The organism is Streptomyces sp. NPDC002926, from assembly GCF_053591755.1.
Map to the genome: position 1 here is coordinate 393,027 of NZ_JBSFUK010000005.1, position 19,457 is coordinate 412,483.

At 69.8% G+C, this 19,457-nt stretch carries 21 protein-coding genes; 10 read left to right on the top strand and 11 right to left on the bottom strand.

The genetic code is table 11. The features are described 5' to 3' along the window. Nucleotides 1-16: 16 nt before the first annotated feature. Together ACWDZ6_RS13375 and ACWDZ6_RS13380 are read right to left on the bottom strand one after the other, a co-directional pair. Entirely contained in the window at nt 17-646 is a 630-nt protein-coding gene (locus ACWDZ6_RS13375) for a L,D-transpeptidase family protein (protein WP_451502972.1), read from the bottom strand. A 178-nt stretch (nt 647-824) separates the two neighbouring features. After that, the gene (locus ACWDZ6_RS13380; protein ID WP_451502926.1) at nt 825-2,108 is read right to left on the bottom strand and encodes an MFS transporter; all 1,284 of its coding nucleotides are present in this window, start codon (nt 2,106-2,108) and stop codon (nt 825-827) included. 62 nt (nt 2,109-2,170) lie between these two features. Here ACWDZ6_RS13380 and ACWDZ6_RS13385 point away from each other — a divergent pair, with 62 nt between their 5' ends. The 5 genes from ACWDZ6_RS13385 (at nt 2,171) to ACWDZ6_RS13405 (ending at nt 7,191) form a co-directional block, all read left to right on the top strand. Further along, on the top strand, nt 2,171-3,133 hold the full coding sequence (locus tag ACWDZ6_RS13385) for a LysR family transcriptional regulator (protein WP_451502927.1): 963 nt from the start codon (nt 2,171-2,173) through the stop codon (nt 3,131-3,133). Between the two features lie 229 nt (nt 3,134-3,362). Beyond that, nucleotides 3,363-3,776, top strand: coding sequence for a hypothetical protein (locus tag ACWDZ6_RS13390; RefSeq protein WP_451502928.1), 414 nt, complete (start codon nt 3,363-3,365; stop codon nt 3,774-3,776). Then, nucleotides 3,773-5,575, top strand: coding sequence for an alpha/beta hydrolase (locus ACWDZ6_RS13395; RefSeq protein ID WP_451502929.1), 1,803 nt, complete (start codon nt 3,773-3,775; stop codon nt 5,573-5,575). The genes ACWDZ6_RS13390 and ACWDZ6_RS13395 overlap by 4 nt, the downstream gene beginning before the upstream one ends. Before the next feature lie 95 nt (nt 5,576-5,670). After that, the gene (locus ACWDZ6_RS13400) at nt 5,671-6,531 is read left to right on the top strand and encodes a hypothetical protein (protein ID WP_451502930.1); all 861 of its coding nucleotides are present in this window, start codon (nt 5,671-5,673) and stop codon (nt 6,529-6,531) included. Between the two features lie 78 nt (nt 6,532-6,609). Next, entirely contained in the window at nt 6,610-7,191 is a 582-nt protein-coding gene (locus ACWDZ6_RS13405; RefSeq protein WP_451502931.1) for a hypothetical protein, read from the top strand. A 20-nt stretch (nt 7,192-7,211) separates the two neighbouring features. On the opposite strand, the gene ACWDZ6_RS13410 is transcribed toward ACWDZ6_RS13405, so the two are convergent. Next, complete coding sequence (locus ACWDZ6_RS13410; RefSeq protein WP_451502973.1) at nt 7,212-7,892, bottom strand: alpha/beta hydrolase; 681 nt, start codon at nt 7,890-7,892, stop codon at nt 7,212-7,214. Nucleotides 7,893-8,187: 295 nt separating this feature from the next. On the opposite strand from ACWDZ6_RS13410, the gene ACWDZ6_RS13415 reads away from it, so the two are divergent. From ACWDZ6_RS13415 to ACWDZ6_RS13425, 3 genes are all read left to right on the top strand, one after another. Further along, complete coding sequence (locus tag ACWDZ6_RS13415) at nt 8,188-9,342, top strand: adenosine deaminase (RefSeq protein WP_326652153.1); 1,155 nt, start codon at nt 8,188-8,190, stop codon at nt 9,340-9,342. A 128-nt stretch (nt 9,343-9,470) separates the two neighbouring features. Continuing rightward, on the top strand, nt 9,471-9,734 hold the full coding sequence (locus tag ACWDZ6_RS13420; protein ID WP_351444598.1) for a hypothetical protein: 264 nt from the start codon (nt 9,471-9,473) through the stop codon (nt 9,732-9,734). 82 nt (nt 9,735-9,816) lie between these two features. Beyond that, nucleotides 9,817-10,605 (top strand): hypothetical protein, encoded by a 789-nt coding sequence (locus ACWDZ6_RS13425; RefSeq protein ID WP_451502932.1) that lies wholly within the window; start codon nt 9,817-9,819, stop codon nt 10,603-10,605. Nucleotides 10,606-10,695: 90 nt separating this feature from the next. Here the strand turns inward: ACWDZ6_RS13425 and ACWDZ6_RS13430 are convergent, their stop codons facing one another. The 5 genes from ACWDZ6_RS13430 to afsQ1 all read right to left on the bottom strand — a co-directional run bounded on the left by ACWDZ6_RS13430 (nt 10,696) and on the right by afsQ1 (nt 14,630). Then, nucleotides 10,696-10,896 carry a PspC domain-containing protein gene (locus ACWDZ6_RS13430; protein ID WP_326652156.1) on the bottom strand — a complete coding sequence of 67 codons (201 nt, stop codon included), beginning with the start codon at nt 10,894-10,896 and terminating at the stop codon, nt 10,696-10,698. 91 nt (nt 10,897-10,987) lie between these two features. Further along, nucleotides 10,988-11,557: a VanZ family protein gene (locus ACWDZ6_RS13435; RefSeq protein WP_451502933.1), complete on the bottom strand. Its 570-nt coding sequence runs from the start codon at nt 11,555-11,557 to the stop codon at nt 10,988-10,990. A gap of 136 nt (nt 11,558-11,693) precedes the next feature. Beyond that, entirely contained in the window at nt 11,694-12,329 is a 636-nt protein-coding gene (locus tag ACWDZ6_RS13440; protein WP_451502934.1) for a hypothetical protein, read from the bottom strand. Further along, nucleotides 12,326-13,912, bottom strand: a complete 1,587-nt coding sequence (locus ACWDZ6_RS13445) for an ATP-binding protein (protein ID WP_451502935.1) — start codon at nt 13,910-13,912, stop codon at nt 12,326-12,328. Before ACWDZ6_RS13445 ends, ACWDZ6_RS13440 begins: the two co-directional genes overlap by 4 nt. Before the next feature lie 40 nt (nt 13,913-13,952). Continuing rightward, the gene (gene afsQ1 / locus ACWDZ6_RS13450) at nt 13,953-14,630 is read right to left on the bottom strand and encodes a two-component system response regulator AfsQ1 (RefSeq protein ID WP_175257369.1); all 678 of its coding nucleotides are present in this window, start codon (nt 14,628-14,630) and stop codon (nt 13,953-13,955) included. Between the two features lie 251 nt (nt 14,631-14,881). On the opposite strand from afsQ1, the gene ACWDZ6_RS13455 reads away from it, so the two are divergent. After that, nucleotides 14,882-15,616 (top strand): SigE family RNA polymerase sigma factor, encoded by a 735-nt coding sequence (locus ACWDZ6_RS13455; protein ID WP_366730139.1) that lies wholly within the window; start codon nt 14,882-14,884, stop codon nt 15,614-15,616. A 218-nt stretch (nt 15,617-15,834) separates the two neighbouring features. Here ACWDZ6_RS13455 and ACWDZ6_RS13460 read toward each other — a convergent pair whose 3' ends face one another. Next, entirely contained in the window at nt 15,835-16,539 is a 705-nt protein-coding gene (locus ACWDZ6_RS13460; protein ID WP_451502936.1) for a uridine kinase family protein, read from the bottom strand. A gap of 54 nt (nt 16,540-16,593) precedes the next feature. Here ACWDZ6_RS13460 and ACWDZ6_RS13465 point away from each other — a divergent pair, with 54 nt between their 5' ends. After that, complete coding sequence (locus ACWDZ6_RS13465; protein ID WP_451502937.1) at nt 16,594-16,983, top strand: hypothetical protein; 390 nt, start codon at nt 16,594-16,596, stop codon at nt 16,981-16,983. 120 nt (nt 16,984-17,103) lie between these two features. On the opposite strand, the gene ACWDZ6_RS13470 is transcribed toward ACWDZ6_RS13465, so the two are convergent. After that, complete coding sequence (locus ACWDZ6_RS13470; protein ID WP_366730142.1) at nt 17,104-18,015, bottom strand: aldehyde dehydrogenase family protein; 912 nt, start codon at nt 18,013-18,015, stop codon at nt 17,104-17,106. After that, nucleotides 18,008-19,453 (bottom strand): aldehyde dehydrogenase family protein, encoded by a 1,446-nt coding sequence (locus ACWDZ6_RS13475; RefSeq protein ID WP_351444587.1) that lies wholly within the window; start codon nt 19,451-19,453, stop codon nt 18,008-18,010. Before ACWDZ6_RS13475 ends, ACWDZ6_RS13470 begins: the two co-directional genes overlap by 8 nt. Nucleotides 19,454-19,457: the final 4 nt, after the last annotated feature.

Sequence of the window (19,457 nt, forward strand, 5' to 3'; positions counted from 1 at the left end):
GCACTGACAATGGGGGTCAGGTCCCGGGCTTGCGCCCGTAGACGTACACGTCGTCGCCCTTCTTCAGAAGATTCCAGTATGCCTTCGCGTCCGCGGGCCGCATGTTGACGCAGCCACCGGAGCCGGGCGGGTTGTACATCGACTTCGTCGTGGAGTGGAAGGCCTGGCCGCCGTCGAAGAACTGCGAGTACGGCATCCATACGCGGTAGAGGGTCGACCAGTGGTTGACGCTCCGCTGATAGATCTTCTTCGAGCCGGTACGGGTCTCGGTGCCGTTCTTGCCCGTGCGCACCGGGACTGGGCCGTACTTCAGCTTCGCGCCGTCCTGGATCCAGGTCAGCTGGCGCGTGAGGTCCACGCACGCGATACGGCCCTTGTCGGTCGGGCACTTGCCCGCCTTGTTCGGCGTCTTTCCCGCCGCCCTCTGCTGGAGGATCGTGTTCATGGTGCGCCAGGTGATCTCACCCGCGTACCCGATGGTCGGCTTGATGCCGTGCCAGCCCTGGAAGGTCCGGATCGCCCGGCAGTCGGCCGCCGACTGCTTGCCGTCCACCGGGCGGCCCAGGAACTTCTCCACCTGCTTCTGGTACGGGCCCGTTGACGTTGTGCACGACGCCGCCTGCGCGGGCGCGCTGCCCAGTGCCATGGTCAGCGGAACCACCAGTCCGGTCAGACCGAGCACGACGCCCGCTCGTCTGTGGTGTGTGCCCCTCGTGATGCCCCTCACAGCCACCAACTCCCCTCCGTGCACCGCGCAGTTGCGATATGCCTGCCGGTTGGACGCACGCCGGGGAGTTGGAGTTGTACGGATTTCGGTGTTTATTTCAGCGCCGGGCCGCAGCGAGCACCAGCCGGTGCTCGGCACGTGCCACCCGGGTCCCGTACAGCGTGATCGATACGACGCCGAGGACAGCGAGCAGACCCAGCAGCACCGTGCCCGCCCAGCCGCCGGAGTGGAAGGCGACCGCGCCGAGCGTGCCGCCCGCGCTGCTGCCGAGGTAGTACGCGGACTGGTAGAGCGCCGATGCCTGAGCGCGGCCCGTCCTGGCCGTACGGCTCACCGAGGACGAGGCGACCGCGTGGCCCGCGAAGAATCCCGCGGTGATCAGGACGAGGCCGAGCAGCACGGCGGGCAGCGAATCGGCCAGCGACAGCAGCAGACCCGCGGTGGTCGTGGTGACCGCCAGGTAGAGCGCGCCGCGGCGGCCGAGGCGGGCGACCAGCCGGCCGGCCGCGGCGGAGGAGACCGTACCGACCAGATAGACCAGGAAGATCGAGCCGATGATGCCCTGGGGGAGGTTGAAGGGCGCCTCGACCAGGCGGTAGCCGATCACCGTGTAGACCGCGCCGAAGACGGTCATGAACAGCGCGCCGATCGCGTACAGCCGTCGCAGCAGCGGGTCGGCGAGGTGGCCCCGTACGGTCTCGGCCAGCGCCTTCGGGTTGAGCGAACCCGACGTGAAATGACGGGCCTTGGGGAGCATCGCGCGGAAGACCAGCGCGCATGCCAGCGCCATCAGGCCCACCGCGCCGAGCGCCGCGCGCCAGCCCCACAGCTGTGCCACCCAGCCGGTGACGATCCGGCCGCTCATGCCGCCGATGCTGTTGCCCGCCACGAACAGGCCGATCGCGGCGACCAGCGCCTTGGGCCGTACCTCCTCGGCGAGATACGCCATCGCCGACGCCGGCAGACCGGCGAGCGCCGCACCCTGCACGGCGCGCAGCGCCACCAGCCACTCCAGGCTCGGCGCGAACGGCACGAGCAGCCCGACCGCGACGGCCACCGCGAGCGAGGCGGTCATCACGGTGCGCCGCCCGTAGCGCTCGGAGAGAGCGCTCAGCGGCAGGACGCACAGCGCCAGCGCGCCGGTCGCGGCGGAAACCGTCCAGCTGGCGGCGCTCGCGCTCACGCCGAAGCCGGCGGAGACGGCGGGCAGCAGCGCCTGCGTGGAGTAGAGGAGGGCGAAGGTGGCCACACCGGCGGCGAAGAGCGCGAAGCTCATGCGGCGGTAGCCGGGGCCGCCCGGGGCGAGGAGTGCGGGGGAGGGCGAGGGGGACGGCGGGGCGGCGCCCACGGTGGTGGGCGCCTTGGTACTGGCAGGAGGCATGCGTCAAAAGTAGGCCGCCACTTTTCATGCGTCCAATGCATGAAATTGCAATAATCGTTCCCATGGCGCATCAACACAGCTCACAGCCTCGGCTGTCACCAGGCAGTTACGAAGAACACGCAAGGGACACAGCGCTGCTGCTTGCTCCGCGCCTCGCGTACTTCGCCGGGGTCGCCCGCCACGAGCATGTGACGCGAGCCGCTCAGGAGATGGGTGTCCCGCAGTCCACGCTGTCGCGGGCGATCGTGCGGCTCGAGGAGGACCTGGGGGTCACCTTGTTCGCCCGCAAGGGCCGTACGGTGTCGCTGACCCCGGCCGGCCGCACCTTCCTCACCTCCGTCGAGCGGGCCCTGGCGGAGGTGGAACGGGCGGCGGAGTCGGTGCAGGCGGACGCGGACCCGAGCGGGGGCAAGGTCGCGTTCGGCTTTCTGCACACGATGGGCTCCGAGACGGTGCCGGGGCTGATCAGGGCCTTCCGCGCCGACCATCCGCGTATCCGCTTCACGCTCGTCCAGAACTACGGCGAGGCGATGCTCGAGCGCCTGCGCGCGGGGGATCTCGACCTGTGCCTGACCTCGCCGGTCCCGGACGCGCCGGACCTGGTGGCCCGGCGCCTGGACGAACAGCGGCTACGGCTGGTCGTGCCGGACGACCACCGCCTGGCGGGCCGTAAGCGGATCCGCCTGGCCGAAGCGGCGGACGAAACCTTCGTGACCCTCGAACCCGGCTACGGGCTGCGGCGCATCACCGACGACCTGTGCGCGGAGGTTGGCTTCACACCGCGGATCGCCTTCGAGGGCGAGGAGGCGGAGACCTTGCGCGGCCTGGTGGCCGCGGGCCTGGGCGTGGCCCTGCTTCCGCCCCCGGCGGTGGCCCGCCCGGGCGTCGTGGAACTGACGGTGACGGCGCCGCGTGCGGTACGGGAGATCGGCGTGGCGTGGCTGGACGGCCACCCGGACACGGCTCCGGTGGCGGCATTCAAGAAGTTCTTGCTGTCGCGACGGGGGCGTTTGCTGCCGGAGTGAGGGTCAGTTTCCGCCGAGTTGCCGAGCAACGTCATCAGCCGCCTCGGCGAAGGCACCCCCGGTCACCGTCCACCAACCGTCTGGTGCGAACTCCGGACCCTGACCGGCCCGACGTTGCATGCTCATTCTTCTAGGTACTGGTACTCATCTCCGGCCCCTTTCCGTCCCTCGGAGACTCTCCTGTTGCTAAGTTCCCCGGGAGTAACAAAACGACCACGGGGGGCACTTCATGGCGCTCAGCGCCAGATGGCAGGAGCTTTTCGACGCGGACAGCTCCGGGGCAACGATGACTCTGGCGTCCGCGAACGCGCCGGGAGACGGCGGCAAGGGCGGCCCGGACCACAAGGCCAGCCAGGGGCCCTGGACCCGCGCGTCGGGTGTAGCCGGTGCGCTGCACACGTCCTCGGCCTCCGCGCTGACCGAACTGGAGACGGCTGCCAAGGTCGAGGCGAAGAGCACCGCAGGGTTGGACAGCACCAAGGCGATGAGCGAGGTCCTGACCTCCTGGAAGGTGCGTCTCACCGCCGTCCGTGACGAGTGCGGGCGGCTCGAGGGCTCCCTCAGCGGCGCGGGCAAGGAGTTCGGGGAGCGAGAGGTCACGACCAAGCGGACCTTCGAGGGCGGGACCGGGGGTCCGAGGTGATCACCTGGGAGCAGCTGGAGAAGCTGAATACCAAGGAGTACGAGGACGCGGCGGACGGCTGGGGCAAGGTCTCCAGCCGCGCCAACGCCGCCAAGGACCGCGTCGACAACGAGATGCTCGGCAAGCTCCGCGAGACCCAGAAGGGCCACACCGCCGATGCTGCCATCGGCGATCTGGCCCGGCTCAGCCGCAACTACCAGTACATCCACGCCGAGTGCGGACTCATCCGCACCGCCCTCAACGGACTGGCCGGCGAACTCGCCGGCCCGCAGAAGAGGCTCAAGGATGCGCTGGCGGAGGCCCCCAGGACGTTCACGGTGAACCCCGACGGCTCCGTCGAATACCCCGTCTCCCCGTCCTTCATCAAGGTGCCTGCCTCCGGCAGCGGAACAGCCAGCCCCGGAGCCCCCGTTCCCCTCCTGCCAGGCAGGGCCGAAGGCGGCAGCGACGCCAACAAGGCCCTGGCCGAGCAGATCGCCGAGAACATCGCCACCGCGCTCCGGGAAGCCGACGAGATCGACGGCCGGTACGCCGGCATCCTGCGCAAACTCAAGATCCCGGACGGCGTCAAGGGCCTCGACATCACCGACGCGATGTTCATCGACGCCGCACGGGACACCAAAGACCTCCGGAAGGCTTCCAAGTACCGCGAGGAATCGGAGATCCCCAAGGACAAGTCCCCAGCCCACAACGCCGAGTGGTGGAAGGGCCTGTCCCAGGAGCAGCGTGATGAGTACACGACCCTCTACCCGGCCTCCATCGGAGCGCTCGACGGCATCCCGTCCACCGTCCGCGACGACGCGAACCGCATGGTGTTTGCCGAAACTCGCGCCCAGTACCAACTCGAACTCAACGCGATTCCCCCGGAGCCGCCGAAATACGCGAAGCACCCCGGCCACGGCAGGACAGTGCGCAGCGACGAGTGGCAGGAGTGGCACGAAAAGTACGGCGACCGCAAGTTGGAGCTGGAGGAGTCGTTGGGGGGTGTGAACGCCATCCAGAAGCGTTTGTACACTTCGGCCTCGTCCGGGCTTCCTCCGACGTACCTTCTGGGCTTCGACACCAACAAGCTGGGGCATGCCATCGTCTCCATCGGCGACCCGGATACCGCTGACAACGTGGTGACGTATGTTCCGGGAACGGGGGCCAATCTGGGCTCCATCGAAGGTGACATTCGACGTGCCGAACTGTTGCGGACGCAGGCCACGATCGCCGATCCCGCCCACCAGACGGCGTCGATCCTGTGGCTCGGCTACGACGCCCCGCAGAGCGTGCTGAGCGATGCCACCGAAACGACGTGGGCCGACAATGCGCGGAAGCCGCTGAACGACTTCCTGACCGGGATCGACGCAGCTCATGCCGGGGAGGTGAACTCCACTGTCCTAGGCCACAGTTATGGCACCTTGGTTGCCGGCGAGACCATGCGGGACCACCCTGACCTGCCGGTGGACAAGGCCATTTTCGTCGGCAGCCCGGGCGTGGGTGTGGATCACGCGAAGGACCTGCATATTCCGGCCGACCAGGTGTTCTCGGCGACAGCCGCGAATGACCTCATCAACCTTGCCCCGCCATTTGCGGGCACCTTGGCGCCCCTGAACCCGAAGGCATACATGCGACTCTTCGACGATCACTCAATCCTCTACGGTTACGATCCGACCAGCGACGACTTCGGCGGGCGGACGTTCAAGGTCGCCGATGGCGGGGACTGGGGTCTGAACGGGACTCCCGCCCACTCGCAGTACTGGGACGGAGCTTCCCTACGAGGGATGGCCAAGATCGTGACCGGAGGACAGTCGTGACAGCGACCAGAAGGGTGTCCATTGCGACGCTGCTGGCCATGACGGTCGCGGTGCCGGCGTGTGGAGCTCAGAGGGACAGCGATACAGGCACGAACGTGAAGCAGGTCAGCATGGACGAGCAGCGGGCAACCCAGCGGGCCGGGGAGATCGTTCGCCAAGCGGTGGACGGCATGTCGCCCAAGCCGATTCTGAAGCAGATCGGGCCCTCCGCCGTCGGCGCATGCGTCGCAGACGACCACGACTCCCGCGGGCGGGCGCAGCTCAGCCTTTCCTACCAACTAACGGGTGTGCCGGGTACCGAGGCCAAGAATCTGGTGAGGCAGGCACGGGACGCCTGGGTGAAGCAGGGGTACGACTTCCAGTCCTCGGACGGGGACGGAGACTGGTCCGACCCGTTCCCCTCGGTCGACATGCGCACCAAGACCGACGACTTCTGGATGGGTGCCGTCACCGGTGTCGTGGACCGCGCCAAGGGCGAGGGACTTGCCGGGATCACGGTGACCTCGCCCTGCTTCCTTCCCCCGGGGAAGTCCTCGACATCGTCCACGGCCGACCCCGTCGCGCTGGACGCCCCGCAGACCGACGACCCCGCCGAGCGTCGCGCCCTCGACCACTCCAGCCGGATCTACGAAGCCCTCCAGGTCAAGTCCGCTCCGACACAGGAAGGTGAAGGTCTGCGCACGGTCCAGGACGCTGCCGACACGTCGGCCCACCACACGTGGTCGACGCAGCCGCTGACAACGACCGAGACCGTACGGGCGCTGGCACGCGCGCAAGAATATTTCGAGGGGGCAGGCTGGAACGTCCGCCATGTTCAGACGGGCGCGGGCACCCCTGCCGTCGTCGCTCTTCACGTCGAAGAGGGTACGGTCGCGCAGCTCGCTCCCTCGACCACCGGCGCGGTGCGCGTCGCGGTGACGACGCCTGTCCTCCGTCCGGCATCCGCGGACGTCTGACGAAACCGTGGCGAAGTTCGTCACCGGAGGACAGCCGTGAATCTGCGCAGAGCAATGTCGATTGCTGCCGTGGTCGCTATGACGGTCGCTGTGACGGCATGCGGATTGCAGGGAGACGGCGGAACGACACCGAAGCAGGTCACGATGGACGAGCAGCAGGCGATCGACCGAGCAGAAGAAATCATTCACCAGGCTGCGGACGGCATGTCCCCCAAGCCGACCCTGGAGCGCACGGGCCCCCGGCCCATTGGCCCCTGCCTGGCCAGTGACGGCCGCAGTGCCGACGACAGAGTGCAGGTCACCCTGTTCTACGAGCTGACCGGAGTTCCCGGCTCCGAGGCCAAGAAGCTGGTGCTCCAGGCACGGGACGCCTGGCTGAAGTTGGGCTACAAGTCCAACTCGTCGGACGAGGACTGGGCCGACCCGTTTCCGCGGGTCGGCATGCGCACGGAGCCCGATGACTACTGGATGGAAGCCATCACCGGTGTCGTGGATCGCGCCAAGGGTGAGGGCCTCGCGACACTCAAGGTGACTTCGCCGTGCTTTCTCCCGCCGAAACAGTCCTCGAAGTCGTCCACGGCCGACCCCGTCGCGCTGGACGCCCTGCAGACCGACGCCCCCGCCCATCGCCGCGTCCTCGACCACTCCAGCCGGATCTAGGCGGCGCTTCGGGGCGGACCCTACCGACGCAGTGCGCGGCCGAAGCCCGCCGCCAGTGGCATCCGCAGGCCCAGCGGCGGTGGCGCCGCAAGCGCGTCCGCCACCGGGCGGGCGTAGGTCCTGGTGAAGAGCGCGCCCAGCACGAAGTCCGCCGCCAGCGCCCGGACTTCCTCGTCGTGCTGGCGCAGTGCGTGGCCGTCCGAGTGGACCTCGAAGCGGCAGACGTCGCGGTGGGACTTCTTCGCGCGTTCGGCCAGGCGGAACGAGAGCTCCGGGTCCGTGCGCGTGTCATTCGTGCCGTGCACGATCAGCACGTGCTTCCCCGCCAGCTGCTTCACCGGCTCCGGTGTGGCCGCCACATCGTCCTCCGGCAGCCAAGGGGCCAGCGCCAGCACGGAGTTGACGGCCGGGTGACCCGCCGCGTGCAGAGCCGCGCGGCCGCCCATGCCGTGGCCGGTGAGGCACACCGGGACGTCGCCGTAGCGACGTACCACCTCGTCCACCGCCCATGTCGCGTCGGCCGCGAGATGCGCGTCCGGGCCGTTCCAGCCGCGGCAGCGGTAACGGACCCGGTGCACCACCAGCCCGTCCGCGCGGCCCGCCCGGGCCAGCGCGCGGCCCAGCGGCAGTGCCGCCGTGTACGAGAGCCGGGACGGTCTGCGCAGGGACTCCGGCTCGCCGTCCGGCAGCAGCAGCACCACCCCGCAGACCGCGGAGTCCTGCCCGGCGACGCGTCCGCCGCTCGCGCGTCCGAGGCGGGCGCGCGGCGGGGTACGGCTCCCTCGCGACGCCCTTGCCACGGTCGCCTCACGGCGGGTTTCCGCTCCTCCGGCCTCATCGGCCGGACGCCCCCACCACAGGGGCAGTGCGTGGTGTGCCATGACAGAACATTCTCAGAAGGACAGGTGTACGCGACCCGTCCGCACGGTCACTGTTATGTATCGACGGGCGGGGTGAGGGGGCGCTCTCTACGCGCGTAGGGCGTAGAGTGCGCAGATGACGAGCCAGACCCTCAATACGCCCTCCGCGGACCAGATCCGCCGCGCTCCGAAGGTGCTCCTCCACGACCACCTCGACGGCGGGCTGCGACCGGGCACGATCATCGACCTCGCCCGCGAGACGGGCTACGACGAGCTCCCCGAGACCGAGCCCGACAAGCTCGGCATCTGGTTCCACGAGGCGGCCTACTCCGGCTCGCTGGAGCGCTATCTGGAGACCTTCGCGCACACCTGCGCCGTCATGCAGACCCGCGAGGCGCTCTTCCGCGTCGCCGCCGAGTGCGCCGAGGACCTTGCCGAGGACGGAGTCGTCTACGCCGAGGTCAGGTACGCACCCGAGCAGCACCTGGAAGCCGGCCTGAGCCTCGAGGAGGTCGTCGAGGCGGTCAACGCCGGCTTCCGCGAAGGCGAGCGGCTGGCCCGCGAGAGCGGCCACCGTATCCGTGTCGGCGCCCTGCTCACCGCGATGCGGCACGCCGCTCGCGCCCTGGAGATCGCCGAGCTGGCCAACCGCTACCGGGATATGGGCGTCGTCGGCTTCGACATCGCCGGAGCCGAAGCGGGCTTCCCGCCCACCCGCCACCTCGACGCCTTCGAGTTCCTGAAGAGGGAGAACAACCACTTCACGATCCACGCGGGCGAGGCCTTCGGACTCCCGTCGATCTGGCAGGCGCTCCAGTGGTGCGGTGCCGACCGGCTCGGGCACGGCGTGCGGATCATCGACGACATCACGGTCGCCGATGACGGCAGTGTGAAACTCGGGCGGCTCGCCTCGTACGTACGGGACAAGCGCATCCCCCTGGAGCTGTGCCCGACGTCCAATCTGCAGACCGGCGCGGCCGCTTCGTACGCCGAACACCCCATCGGCCTGCTGCGCAGGCTGCACTTCAGGGCGACGGTCAACACCGACAACCGGCTGATGAGTGGTACGAGCATGAGCCGCGAATTCGAGCTGCTGACCGAGACCTTCGGATACACCCTCGACGACATGCAGTGGTTCACCGTCAATGCGATGAAGTCGGCGTTCATTCCTTTCGATGAACGACTGGCGATGATCAGCGATGTGATCAAGCCCGGATACGCCGAGCTGAAGTCCGAGTGGCTGTTCCGGCAGACCGCCACGACCAGCGATTCTTCCCACGGTGGCAGCTGATCGCGACACCTATACCGAAGCGGCCGGGAATGTCAACTTCCGGCCGCTTCGTGGTATTTGCGACCCCTGTGCGAGCGTGGCTAGCTTGCAGAGTCGCTCATAATCCCCGTCCCAAGGACTCACCCCTGATGAAGCAGTCTGCTGCCAAGACTCTCGGTGTCGCCGTCGTCGGCGCCGCCTTTGCCGCTGCCGCCGCCGGCACGGCCGCCGCCGTACCCGTCCCCGACTCCGTCCCCAGCGTCGTGCCGGTCCACGATGCGCTCACCAAGCTTCCGGCGGGCGCCCCCCAACTGCCCACCGACCAGGCCGTCGACCCGGTCGGTGGGCTGCTGGGCGGCCTTCCGCTGGCCGGCGGTCTGCCGGCCGGCGGCGGCCTGCCCGGTCTCAGCTGACGTACGCCGGCTCCGTACGCAAGAGGTGGGTGTACGCCCGAATCGGGTGTACACCCACTTCGCTTGTGCCAGGATCGCGGCCATGCGCGTGAAGACCGCAGGACTGACCACACTCGCCACCGTCCCCGCGCTCCTGTTGGCCACGGCCTGTACGAGGGGCGACGACGGGCGCCCCGCCAAGGACACGCCCGCGTCCACGGTCACGGCCACGTCCGCAGGTACGGGTACTGGTACGGGTACCGATACGGGCAAGGGCGGTGGTGGAGCCGGCGGCAGCGATGCGTCCGCGCCGCTCAACGGGCCGCAGCTGGAGCGGGCCGCACTGGCCACCGGCGATCTGGCCGGCTTCCAGGTGTCCTCGGGGAAGAGCGCGCTCGCGCCCTCCGGTCAGCCCGCCTCCGACAAGCCCCAGTGCCAGCCGCTCGCCGATGCCATGGGCGACAGACCGAGCCCGCAGGCCGACCGCACCGTCAGTCGCGGTCTCGGCTCCCTCAAGAATCTCGGACTCGCGGTCTCCGCCTCGCTCAGTTCGTACAGCCGGGCGGACGCCGGAAAGCTGATGGCCGGACTCAAGTCGGCGGTGGCGGCGTGCGGTGGCGGCTTCGGTGCGACCCTCGACGGCCGCAGCGGCGCCTACCGCGAGGTGAAGGCCGCGGCCTTCACCACCCGCGGCGCCGACGAGACGGTCAGCTGGACCACCGTCGGGACCAACGAGGGCGCCGTCGCCCCGATCCACATGGTCGTGGTCCGCAAGGGAGCGACCGTGGCGCGTTTCATGGCGCTGGACCTCGCGCGGCGCACACCGCCGCGCGTCCCGCAGGAGGTCGCCGACAAACAGCTGGCGAAGGTCGTCCAGGTGCTTGCCGGCTGACTGCTCACGACGGGGCGATGACGGCGTACAACCGTGCCGTACCGACGTACGACCGCGCCGCGCGGACCTGTTACCGGGCGTCCGGTCCTGCTACCAGGCCGTGCCGGCGGCCTTCTCGGACGGCAGCAGCACCCACAGCGCCAGGTAGAGCAGGAACTGCGGGCCGGGCAGCAGACATGAGAGCAGGAAGATCACACGCATCGTGGTCGCGGAGGTGCCGAAGCGCCGTGCCAGCGCCCCGCACACTCCACCGATCATGCGTCCGTCTCGGGGGCGGACAAGTGCGGCCATGGTGGGCTCCTTCGCGAGAACCTGTTGGGGAGCGTCTGTTGTGCTCCCGATGCATCCATAGTGGCTTCGCGAAAGGGGTCGGAGCGTCGCTCTACGGTGCGATCCCGACCCTTGGAATCGTCGGGGTCGGCCCCTGAGACGACTCCTCCCGCAGCATGGCGCCGTGCCGCTGCCTGGTGGAGCCCGCGGCCGCCCGTCCCTGCCTGCGGCGGAGCCGGGCCCGGCCCGCGGGCACGAAGGCCAGATGGGCCAGCGCGACCCCGGCCGTGTTCAGCAGCAGGGAGTCCACATCGACGACCTGTCCGGGCACCCCGGTCTGCAGCAGCTCGATGCCGAGCGACAGCAGCGCCCCGGCCGCGACCGTACGGGCCATCGATGCCAGCGGAGAGACGGTGAGCCGGCCGCCCGCCATCGGCAGCAGTATGCCGAGCGGGGCCAGCAGCAGCAGGCCTTCGCCGATGCGGCGCGCGGCTTCGACAGTGCCCATCGCCAGATCCGCCTTTATCCCGGCGAGCGGCTCGAGATTCGCGGCCGTCACCCACACCACGTCCAGTGGGCGCAGCGTCAGCCAGGAAACGAGCAGCAGATGCGCGAGGAGGAGGATGACCCCCGCCGCGCGGAAGCGGATGGCGGCACTGCCGACCGGACCTTGACGCTGCACGCCCCCCAAGACGCACGCTTCGCCGGGATCGGTTCCGCGAGCGTCTAAGAGGAAGCGGAACCCGCCCCTGAACCCCCTCCGGAATCGGCTTTCGAACCGGCTCCGGACCAGGCTCCGGACAGGGCTGCGACGTTGGTCAGGGAGCGGCGGAGGACGACGGGAGCGCGCCGAGTGTCGGCACCGCCTCATCCGGCCGTTCCTTGATCCCGGCGGAGCACTGGTACGCCCGGGGCGGGTACTCCCCGGGTCCGCCGAGCAGCACCGAACCGCTCGTGGCGGCAGCCCTGCTCTCCGCGAAGGTGCAGACGATCTGGGTCAGTGCCTGCGCCGGCAGATCCTCCGGCTGGCGGCTGAGGCGCAGGGTGCCCGCGGGATCGCCCTTGCGGGCACCCGTCAGGACCAGCGGCCCGCGTACGTACGTGGCGAAGCCGGCCTCGTGTTCCGGGGGCGAGGGCTCCTTCTCGAGCTCGTCGAGAAGCGCCTGCGCGACCCGTACGCGGCTGTCGACGCCCTTCTCCCCGGGCATCCGCGCCGTACGGTCCACGGACTCCAGCTGCGAGGCGCAGACCAGGTAGACGCGGACCGGGACGCCCTGCTCCTGTGTCTGGGGGGTGATGCTCTCCCCGGACACCTCGCAGGGCACCCGCGAGGGCGCGGGCCCGGCGTCGACCGGCACCTGGGTGGTCCTGATCCCGCAGCCGCCGAGCGCGACGACGCCCACGAGTACGGCGATCGACACTGCCGCCCGCCGGGTACGGCTCTTCGGCGTCACTGGGCGTCTTCCTCTCCACGGCCGTCGGCGCGGCCCGCGTCGCCGTCGGCGTCGGGGTCCGTACCGGCGTCCGGGTCCGTGCCGCCGTGTCCGTCGCCGTCCCTCAGCGACGAGGCGTCGCGCGGCAGCCGCAGTACGAACACCGCACCGTCCCCGTCCGCGGAGTTGGCCGCGGTGATGTCGCCGCCGTGGATATGGGCGTTCTCCATCGCGATCGACAGCCCGAGACCGCTGCCCTCGGAGCGCGGCCGGGAGGCGCTCGCCTTGTAGAAGCGGTCGAAGACATGCGGCAGGACGTCCTCGGGGATGCCGGGCCCGTGGTCGCGAACCTCGATCAGCAGTTCGTGGTCGACCGGCCGCACCGACACCCGTACCGGCGAGCCGCCGTGCTTGAGTGCGTTGCCGATCAGATTGGCCAGGATCACATCGAGCCGGCGCGGATCGAGCAGCGCGATGATCCCGCGCTCGGCGTCCAGATCCACCGCGTCGAGCCAGGCGCGCGCGTCGATGCAGGCGGTGACCTGGTCGGCGACGTCCACCGTGTCCAGTACGAGCCGGGCCGTGCCCGCGTCGAAGCGGGTGACCTCCATCAGGTTCTCCACCAGATCGCCCAGCCGCCGGGTCTCGCTCACCACCAGGTTCACGGCGGGCGCGATCATCGGGTCGAGGCTGTCGGCCTCGTCCTCGAGCACCTCGGTGACGGCGGTGAGAGCGGTCAGCGGGGTGCGCAGCTCGTGCGACATGTCGGCGACGAAGCGACGGCTGGACTCCTCCCGTGCGCTCATGTCCGCGACCTTCTTCTCCAGCGATTCCGCGGTCTTGTTGAACGTCCTTGCCAGCTCGGCCAGTTCGTCCGTGCCGGAGACCCGAAGCCGGGTGTCGAGCTTGCCCTCGCCGAGGCGCCGCGCCGCCTCACCCAGCCGGTGCACGGGCTTGAGTACGGTCGTGGCCGCGGCCTGCGCGAGCAGCGCGGAGCCGATGAGGGCCAGCGCGGTGGCGATCGCCAGCGACCATGCGAGCGAGTTGAGGTCCTGACGCTCCTGGTCCAGTGACTTGAAGACGTAGCCGGTCGGCCCGCCGCCGACGATCCTGGTGCCGCCGACGAGATGGGGCTTGCCGTTGCGCTCGGTGCGCTGCCAGTACAGGTGGTACGGGACGGAGTTGCCGGCCCCGACGTCCTGCCGCTGGTTCACCGCTTCCTGCAGTCTCGCCGGTACGTCGTCGAGCGTGAAACTGTCCGGGTCGGACGTACCGACGATCGGCTTGCCCTTGGCGCGCTCGCCGATGAGCAGCACGCTGTAGCCGGCGCTGCCGCCCGCCATCTGCTCGGCCGCCTTCTGGAGTTCGTTCTGCGTCGGACGCAGCGGCAGCGCCGCCGCCCGGTTCTGCATCTCCTGCCGGAAGTCGCCGAGCGCCGCGTCCTGGGTACGGGTCAGCACGGCTTCGCGGTTGAGCCAGTACGCGATGCCCGAGGCGGACACCGCGGCGGTCAGCGCGACCAGCGCGAAGACGACGACAAGTCGGAGCCTCAGGCTCGTCCAGCGGAGTCCGGCGAGGATCGCGCGCTTGGCGGCAGTGGTCACCCGGCTGTTCCGTCCATGGGCGTTGCGGCACGCGTGTCGCTCACTGCGGGACGTCCAGCCGGTAGCCCACGCCACGCACCGTACGGATCAGGGTCGGCGAGGACGGCACGTCCTCGACCTTCGCCCGCAGCCGCTGCACACAGGCGTCGACCAGCCGCGAGTCACCGAGGTAGTCGTGCTCCCACACCAGCCGGAGCAGCTGCTGCCGCGACAGCGCCTGTCCGGGCCGTCGGCTGAGCTCGAGCAGCAGCCGCAGTTCGGTCGGCGTGAGCTGAAGATCCTCGCCGTTCTTGGTGACCGTCATCGCGGAGCGGTCGATCACCAGCGAGCCGAAGGTCGCCGAGTCGGTGGACTCGCGCTCACCGCGCCGCAGCACGGCACGGATACGGGCGTCCAGCACACGGCCCTGGACGGGCTTCACGACATAATCGTCCGCGCCCGACTCGAGGCCCACGACCACATCGATGTCGTCGCTGCGTGCGGTCAGCAGAATGATCGGCAGCTGGTCGGTGCGCCTGATCCGCCGGCACACCTCGAAACCGTCGATGCCGGGCAGCATCACATCCAGCACGATCAGGTCCGGCCGCTGCTCGCGGAGCAGCTTCAGGCCGTCCTCTCCCGTCGCCGCGGTGGCCACTCGGTGGCCCTGGCGGGACAGGGAAAGTTCGAGGGCCGTGCGGATGGCGTCGTCGTCCTCGATCAGCAACAGGAAGGGCACGGAGGTCATTCTGACCCATGGGGGAGCCGGAGTTCGACAGTTGGTGGGCTCTCACACGACTCCTCCCCTTGTGGCAAGCCGTGCAAGCCCTTTCCCAAAACGCTTTCCGACTGCCTTCCGACCGCCTCCGCGACCATTCCGGCGGGGCTTGTGACGCGCCTGTGACAGTCGGCGGACACCGCCATGAAACTGCCTGGGCAAGCTTCTTGGCACACGGACCGAAGCAGACTCCAATCGACGGGGGGCGCGAGATGAACGCACTGCACAGCACCACCTCAAGCGCAGTTGTCACGCGTCTCCACGACGTCGTGCGGAGCACGGAGAAGTCCGGCGCTGTGAACGGGCGGGGGTGCGTTCGCGGCGCCGGGCGTCAGCACAAGCCGTCGTACATGGCGGTGGTTGACGCGCCTGTGGGGGGCGGCGGGGAGGCGTACCGGGAGGTAACGGGGGAGCGGACGAGCCTGTCCGAGGCGGAGTTCACCGCCTACGTGCAGGAACGCCGTGCCTCCCTGTACGCGACCGCGTACCACCTGACCGGTGACCGGTTCGAGGCGGAGGATCTGCTGCAGAGCGCCCTCTTCTCGACATACCGGGCCTGGGACAGGATCAGCGACAAGGCGGCGGTCGGGGGCTACCTCCGCCGCACCATGACCAACCTGCACATCAGCGCCTGGCGCCGGCGCAAGCTCAACGAGTACCCGACGGAGGAGCTGCCGGAGACGGCGAGCGACATCGACGCCATGCGCGGTACGGAACTGCGCGCGGTGCTCTGGCAGGCGCTGGCCAGGCTTCCCGAACTCCAGCGGACGATGCTCGTCCTCCGTTACTACGAGGGCCGCACGGACCCGGAGATCGCGGAGATCCTGGACATCAGTGTCGGCACGGTGAAGTCGAGCATCTGGCGGTCGCTCCGCCGGCTGCGTGAGGACGAGGTCCTCAGCTTCGGCCGTGACGAGGAAGAGTCCTTCGGCGAGCTGGTGGCCTGAGGGCAACGGGGGGAACGGGGCCGCCGTTTCGGGGGAGACGGCGGGATCGGGGGATCCACGGGGGTCACGGGGGACCGACCGGGGTCACGGGGGATACAGAGCGGGACCGGACAGGCCGGGGGGGTCTTGTCCGGCCCCGCTTTTCTCTGTTTGCGGTGACCCGCGCACCGGCGGTACGGGCCGATGCGGGGAAGGGTGACCGGCGGCGCCGACGTCCGCTACGCCGACGTCCGTGCCGCGGGCGTCCGGCAGCGGCCCGCCGCGGCCGCCGCGAGGCGGCCCAGTGCCTCCGCCTTCCCGCAGGGGTGCGCGCCCAACTGCGTCTGGCGCGCCACGATGCCGCGTTCCGCGCGCATCAGACGCCAGCCCCGCCGCAGCAGGAACCCCACCGATTTGCGGCCTTCGCGCAGATCCCGCGCCAGCCGGCGGCGAAACGTCGTCGACGGTCGGCCGCGCAGGCACAGCGCGTCCGCCAGTACGCCGAGGTCCTGGCAGCGACCGACGATGTCCGCCGCGAAAATGCCCTCCGCCACGAACAGCGGCGTGCGGTCGATGTCGAGCGCCTCCCGGTCGATGCGGGAGCTCGTCGCGATGTCGTACACGGGGACCGTCGTACGTCCCGCAGCGCACAGTTCGACGATCGCGGCCACCGCCGCGTCCGCGTCCCACGACAGCGGCGAGTCCCAGTCGATGTCCGTACTGCCCTCGACGAGCGGCAACGTCGGGTCGTCACCCTCCTTGTAGAAGTCGTCCAGGCGCAGTACCGGCAGGCCGGTACGGGCGGCGAGGGAGGACTTTCCGGAACCTGAGGGGCCCGCGAGCAGCACAACGCGGGTGGGTATGGGGGAAGAGCTCACGGGACACCAGTGTGAGGCATTGCCCCGTGAAGGGGACCCCTCGGGGCGGACGGTGGTACGGAGCATCACACCTCAACTACGCTGCGTGCTCGTCCGATTACTCACTCAGTCAGGAATCCCATGGCACGTCACACAGCTCCCAAGTCCCGCCGGCTCGCGCTGCTGCGCGCAGGTATGACCGTCGCGGCGGTGGCCGCGGTCCTCGGCGCGGGCGATGCCGCGCACGCCGCGCCGGTCGCGCCCGTGGGCCTCGGCACGCTCGATCAGGGGCAGGGCCAGGTGCTGACCGGCGCGGTCGCGAACTCGGTGAGCGGCGCCGGGCAGGTCAAGAGCCTTCAGCTCAACCCGCTGGCCAAGACGGGCGTCGACCCGCTGGACAACGGCGTGGGCACCCAGGTCGCCGACTTCAAGCCGGTCTCCACCGAGGCGGCCACCGGGCCCCTGGCGGACGGCGCCGCGCTCAAGGACCTGCCGGTGGCCGGTGGTGCCGCGGGGTCGCTGCCGGTCTGAGCCGAGGTCGGCAGCCGACCACGCAGCCGGGGCATGAAACCGGGACATGAAACCGGGACATGAGAGAGCCCCCTGCCGCCGGACGGGACGGCAGGGGGCTCGGCCATGGGAGGGGTCGGGTCAGTACGCCGAACCGGACGCGCCCAGCGAGCCCGTCGGGTGCCAGACCGTCTTCGTCTCCAGGAAGGCCGTCAGGCGGTGCGTGCCCGGATCGGCCGAGAAATCCACAGGCTGTGGACGGAGAACGCGCTTGAGGTTGTCCGCCGCCGCGATCTCCAGCTCCTTCGCGAGAACTTCGCCCGCTCCGGTCAGGTCGATCGCGTTGACGTCCTGGTGCGCGGCGAGGGGGGTCGCGATCTCCTCGGTCCGGCCGGACAGCACGTTGACCACGCCGCCCGGGAGGTCCGAAGTGGCCAGCACCTCGCCGAACGAGAGCGCGGGAAGCGGTGCCTTCTCGCTCGCCACCACGATCGCGGTGTTGCCCGTCGCGATCACCGGGGCGAGAACCGAGACCAGGCCCAGGAAGGACGACTCCTGCGGCGCGACGATGGTCACGACGCCCGTCGGCTCCGGCGTCGAGAGGTTGAAGTAGGGGCCGGCGACCGGGTTCGCCCCGCCCACGATCTGGCCGATCTTGTCCGTCCAGCCCGCGTACCAGACCCAGCGGTCGATCGCCGCGTCGACGACGGCCGCGGCCTTGGACTTGGACAGGCCCTCGGCGGCCGCGACCTCGGCGGTGAACTGCTCGCGCCGGCCCTCCAGCATCTCCGCGATGCGGTAGAGAATCTGGCCGCGGTTGTACGCGGTCGCGCCCGACCAGCCGCCGAACGCCTTGCGTGCCGCGACGACCGCGTCACGCGCGTCCTTGCGGGAGGAGAGAGGCGCGTTCGCCAGCCACTTGCCCTTGGAGTCGGTCACCTCGTACACCCGGCCGCTCTCGCTCCGGGGGAACTTGCCCCCGACGTACAGCTTGTAGGTCTTGAAGACGCTCAAACGCCGCACGGCGGAGCCGCTGTTGGTCACGTCAGACATCGAGGTACGCCTCCAGGCCGTGGCGGCCGCCCTCGCGGCCGAAGCCCGACTCCTTGTAACCGCCGAACGGCGAGGTCGGGTCGAACTTGTTGAAGGTGTTGGCCCACACCACACCCGCGCGGAGCTTGCTCGCCACCGCCAGGATCCGGGAGCCCTTCTCCGTCCACACACCGGCGGACAGGCCGTACTGGCTGTTGTTGGCCTTGGCGACCGCCTCGTCCGGCGTACGGAACGACAGCACCGACAGCACCGGGCCGAAGATCTCGTCGCGCGCGATCGTGTGCGCCTGCGTGACGCCGGTGAAGAGCGTCGGCGCGAACCAGTAGCCGGAGCTCGGCAGCTCGCAGGGCGCGGACCAGCGCTCGGCGCCCTCCGCCTCGCCCTTCTCGGTCAGCGCCGTGATCCGGGCCAGCTGCTCCGCGGAGTTGATCGCGCCGATGTCGGTGTTCTTGTCCAGCGGGTCGCCCAGGCGCAGCGTGGACAGCCGGCGCTTGAGGGAGTCGAGCAGCTCGTCCTGGATCGACTCCTGGACCAGCAGGCGCGAGCCAGCGCAGCAGACCTGGCCCTGATTGAAGAAGATGCCGCCGACGATGCCCTCGACGGCCTGGTCCATAGGGGCGTCGTCGAAGACGATGTTCGCGCCCTTGCCGCCCAGCTCCAGGGTGACCTTCTTGTCGGTGCCGGCGATCTGGCGGGCGATCGCCTTGCCGACGGCGGTCGAGCCGGTGAAGGCGACCTTGTTGACGTCGGGGTGCGCGACGAGCGCGGCGCCCGTCTCCCCGTAACCCGGAAGGATGTTGACGACACCCTTCGGCAGTCCCGCCTGACGGCAGATGTCCGCGAAGAAGAGGGCGGAGAGAGGGGTCGTCTCGGCGGGCTTCAGGACGACCGTGTTGCCCGCCGCGAGCGCCGGGGCGATCTTCCACGCGAGCATCAGGAGCGGGAAGTTCCAGGGGATGACCTGGCCCGCGACGCCGAGCGGCCGCGGGTTCGCGCCGTAGCCGGCGTGGTCGAGCTTGTCGGCCCAGCCCGCGTAGTAGAAGAAGTGCGCGGCGACCAGCGGCAGGTCCGCGTCGCGGGTCTCCCTGATCGGCTTGCCGTTGTCGAGCGTCTCCAGGACGGCCAGCTCGCGCGAGCGCTCCTGGACGATCCGCGCGATACGGAACAGGTACTTGGACCGCTCCGCGCCGGGCAGCGCCGACCACTTCTCGAATGCCTTGCGCGCCGCCTTCACGGCGCGGTCCACGTCCTCGGCGCCGGCCTGGGCCACCTCGGCGAGCACCTCCTCGGTGCTCGGCGAGACGGTCTTGAAGACCTTGCCGTCCGCGGCGTCGGTGAATTCGCCGTCGATGAAGAGGCCGTACGACGGTGCGATGTCGACGATTGCCCGCGACTCGGGCGCGGGTGCGTACTCAAACAGCTGCTTGTCCATGTCCATGGGG

Excerpts from the sequence above, each read along its gene's own strand:
- ACWDZ6_RS13475 (WP_351444587.1), bottom strand. The coding sequence starts at position 19,453 with ATGGACATGGACAAGCAGCTGTTTGAGTACGCACCCGCGCCCGAGTCG.
- ACWDZ6_RS13465 (WP_451502937.1), top strand. The coding sequence starts at position 16,594 with ATGGCACGTCACACAGCTCCCAAGTCCCGCCGGCTCGCGCTGCTGCGC.
- ACWDZ6_RS13455 (WP_366730139.1), top strand. The coding sequence starts at position 14,882 with ATGAACGCACTGCACAGCACCACCTCAAGCGCAGTTGTCACGCGTCTC.
- ACWDZ6_RS13425 (WP_451502932.1), top strand. The coding sequence starts at position 9,817 with ATGCGCGTGAAGACCGCAGGACTGACCACACTCGCCACCGTCCCCGCG.
- ACWDZ6_RS13470 (WP_366730142.1), bottom strand. The coding sequence starts at position 18,015 with ATGTCTGACGTGACCAACAGCGGCTCCGCCGTGCGGCGTTTGAGCGTC.
- ACWDZ6_RS13375 (WP_451502972.1), bottom strand. The coding sequence starts at position 646 with ATGGCACTGGGCAGCGCGCCCGCGCAGGCGGCGTCGTGCACAACGTCA.
- ACWDZ6_RS13390 (WP_451502928.1), top strand. The coding sequence starts at position 3,363 with ATGGCGCTCAGCGCCAGATGGCAGGAGCTTTTCGACGCGGACAGCTCC.
- ACWDZ6_RS13405 (WP_451502931.1), top strand. The coding sequence starts at position 6,610 with ATGACGGTCGCTGTGACGGCATGCGGATTGCAGGGAGACGGCGGAACG.
- ACWDZ6_RS13420 (WP_351444598.1), top strand. The coding sequence starts at position 9,471 with ATGAAGCAGTCTGCTGCCAAGACTCTCGGTGTCGCCGTCGTCGGCGCC.
- ACWDZ6_RS13415 (WP_326652153.1), top strand. The coding sequence starts at position 8,188 with ATGACGAGCCAGACCCTCAATACGCCCTCCGCGGACCAGATCCGCCGC.
- ACWDZ6_RS13430 (WP_326652156.1), bottom strand. The coding sequence starts at position 10,896 with ATGGCCGCACTTGTCCGCCCCCGAGACGGACGCATGATCGGTGGAGTG.
- ACWDZ6_RS13460 (WP_451502936.1), bottom strand. The coding sequence starts at position 16,539 with ATGCTCCGTACCACCGTCCGCCCCGAGGGGTCCCCTTCACGGGGCAAT.
- ACWDZ6_RS13385 (WP_451502927.1), top strand. The coding sequence starts at position 2,171 with ATGGCGCATCAACACAGCTCACAGCCTCGGCTGTCACCAGGCAGTTAC.
- ACWDZ6_RS13380 (WP_451502926.1), bottom strand. The coding sequence starts at position 2,108 with ATGCCTCCTGCCAGTACCAAGGCGCCCACCACCGTGGGCGCCGCCCCG.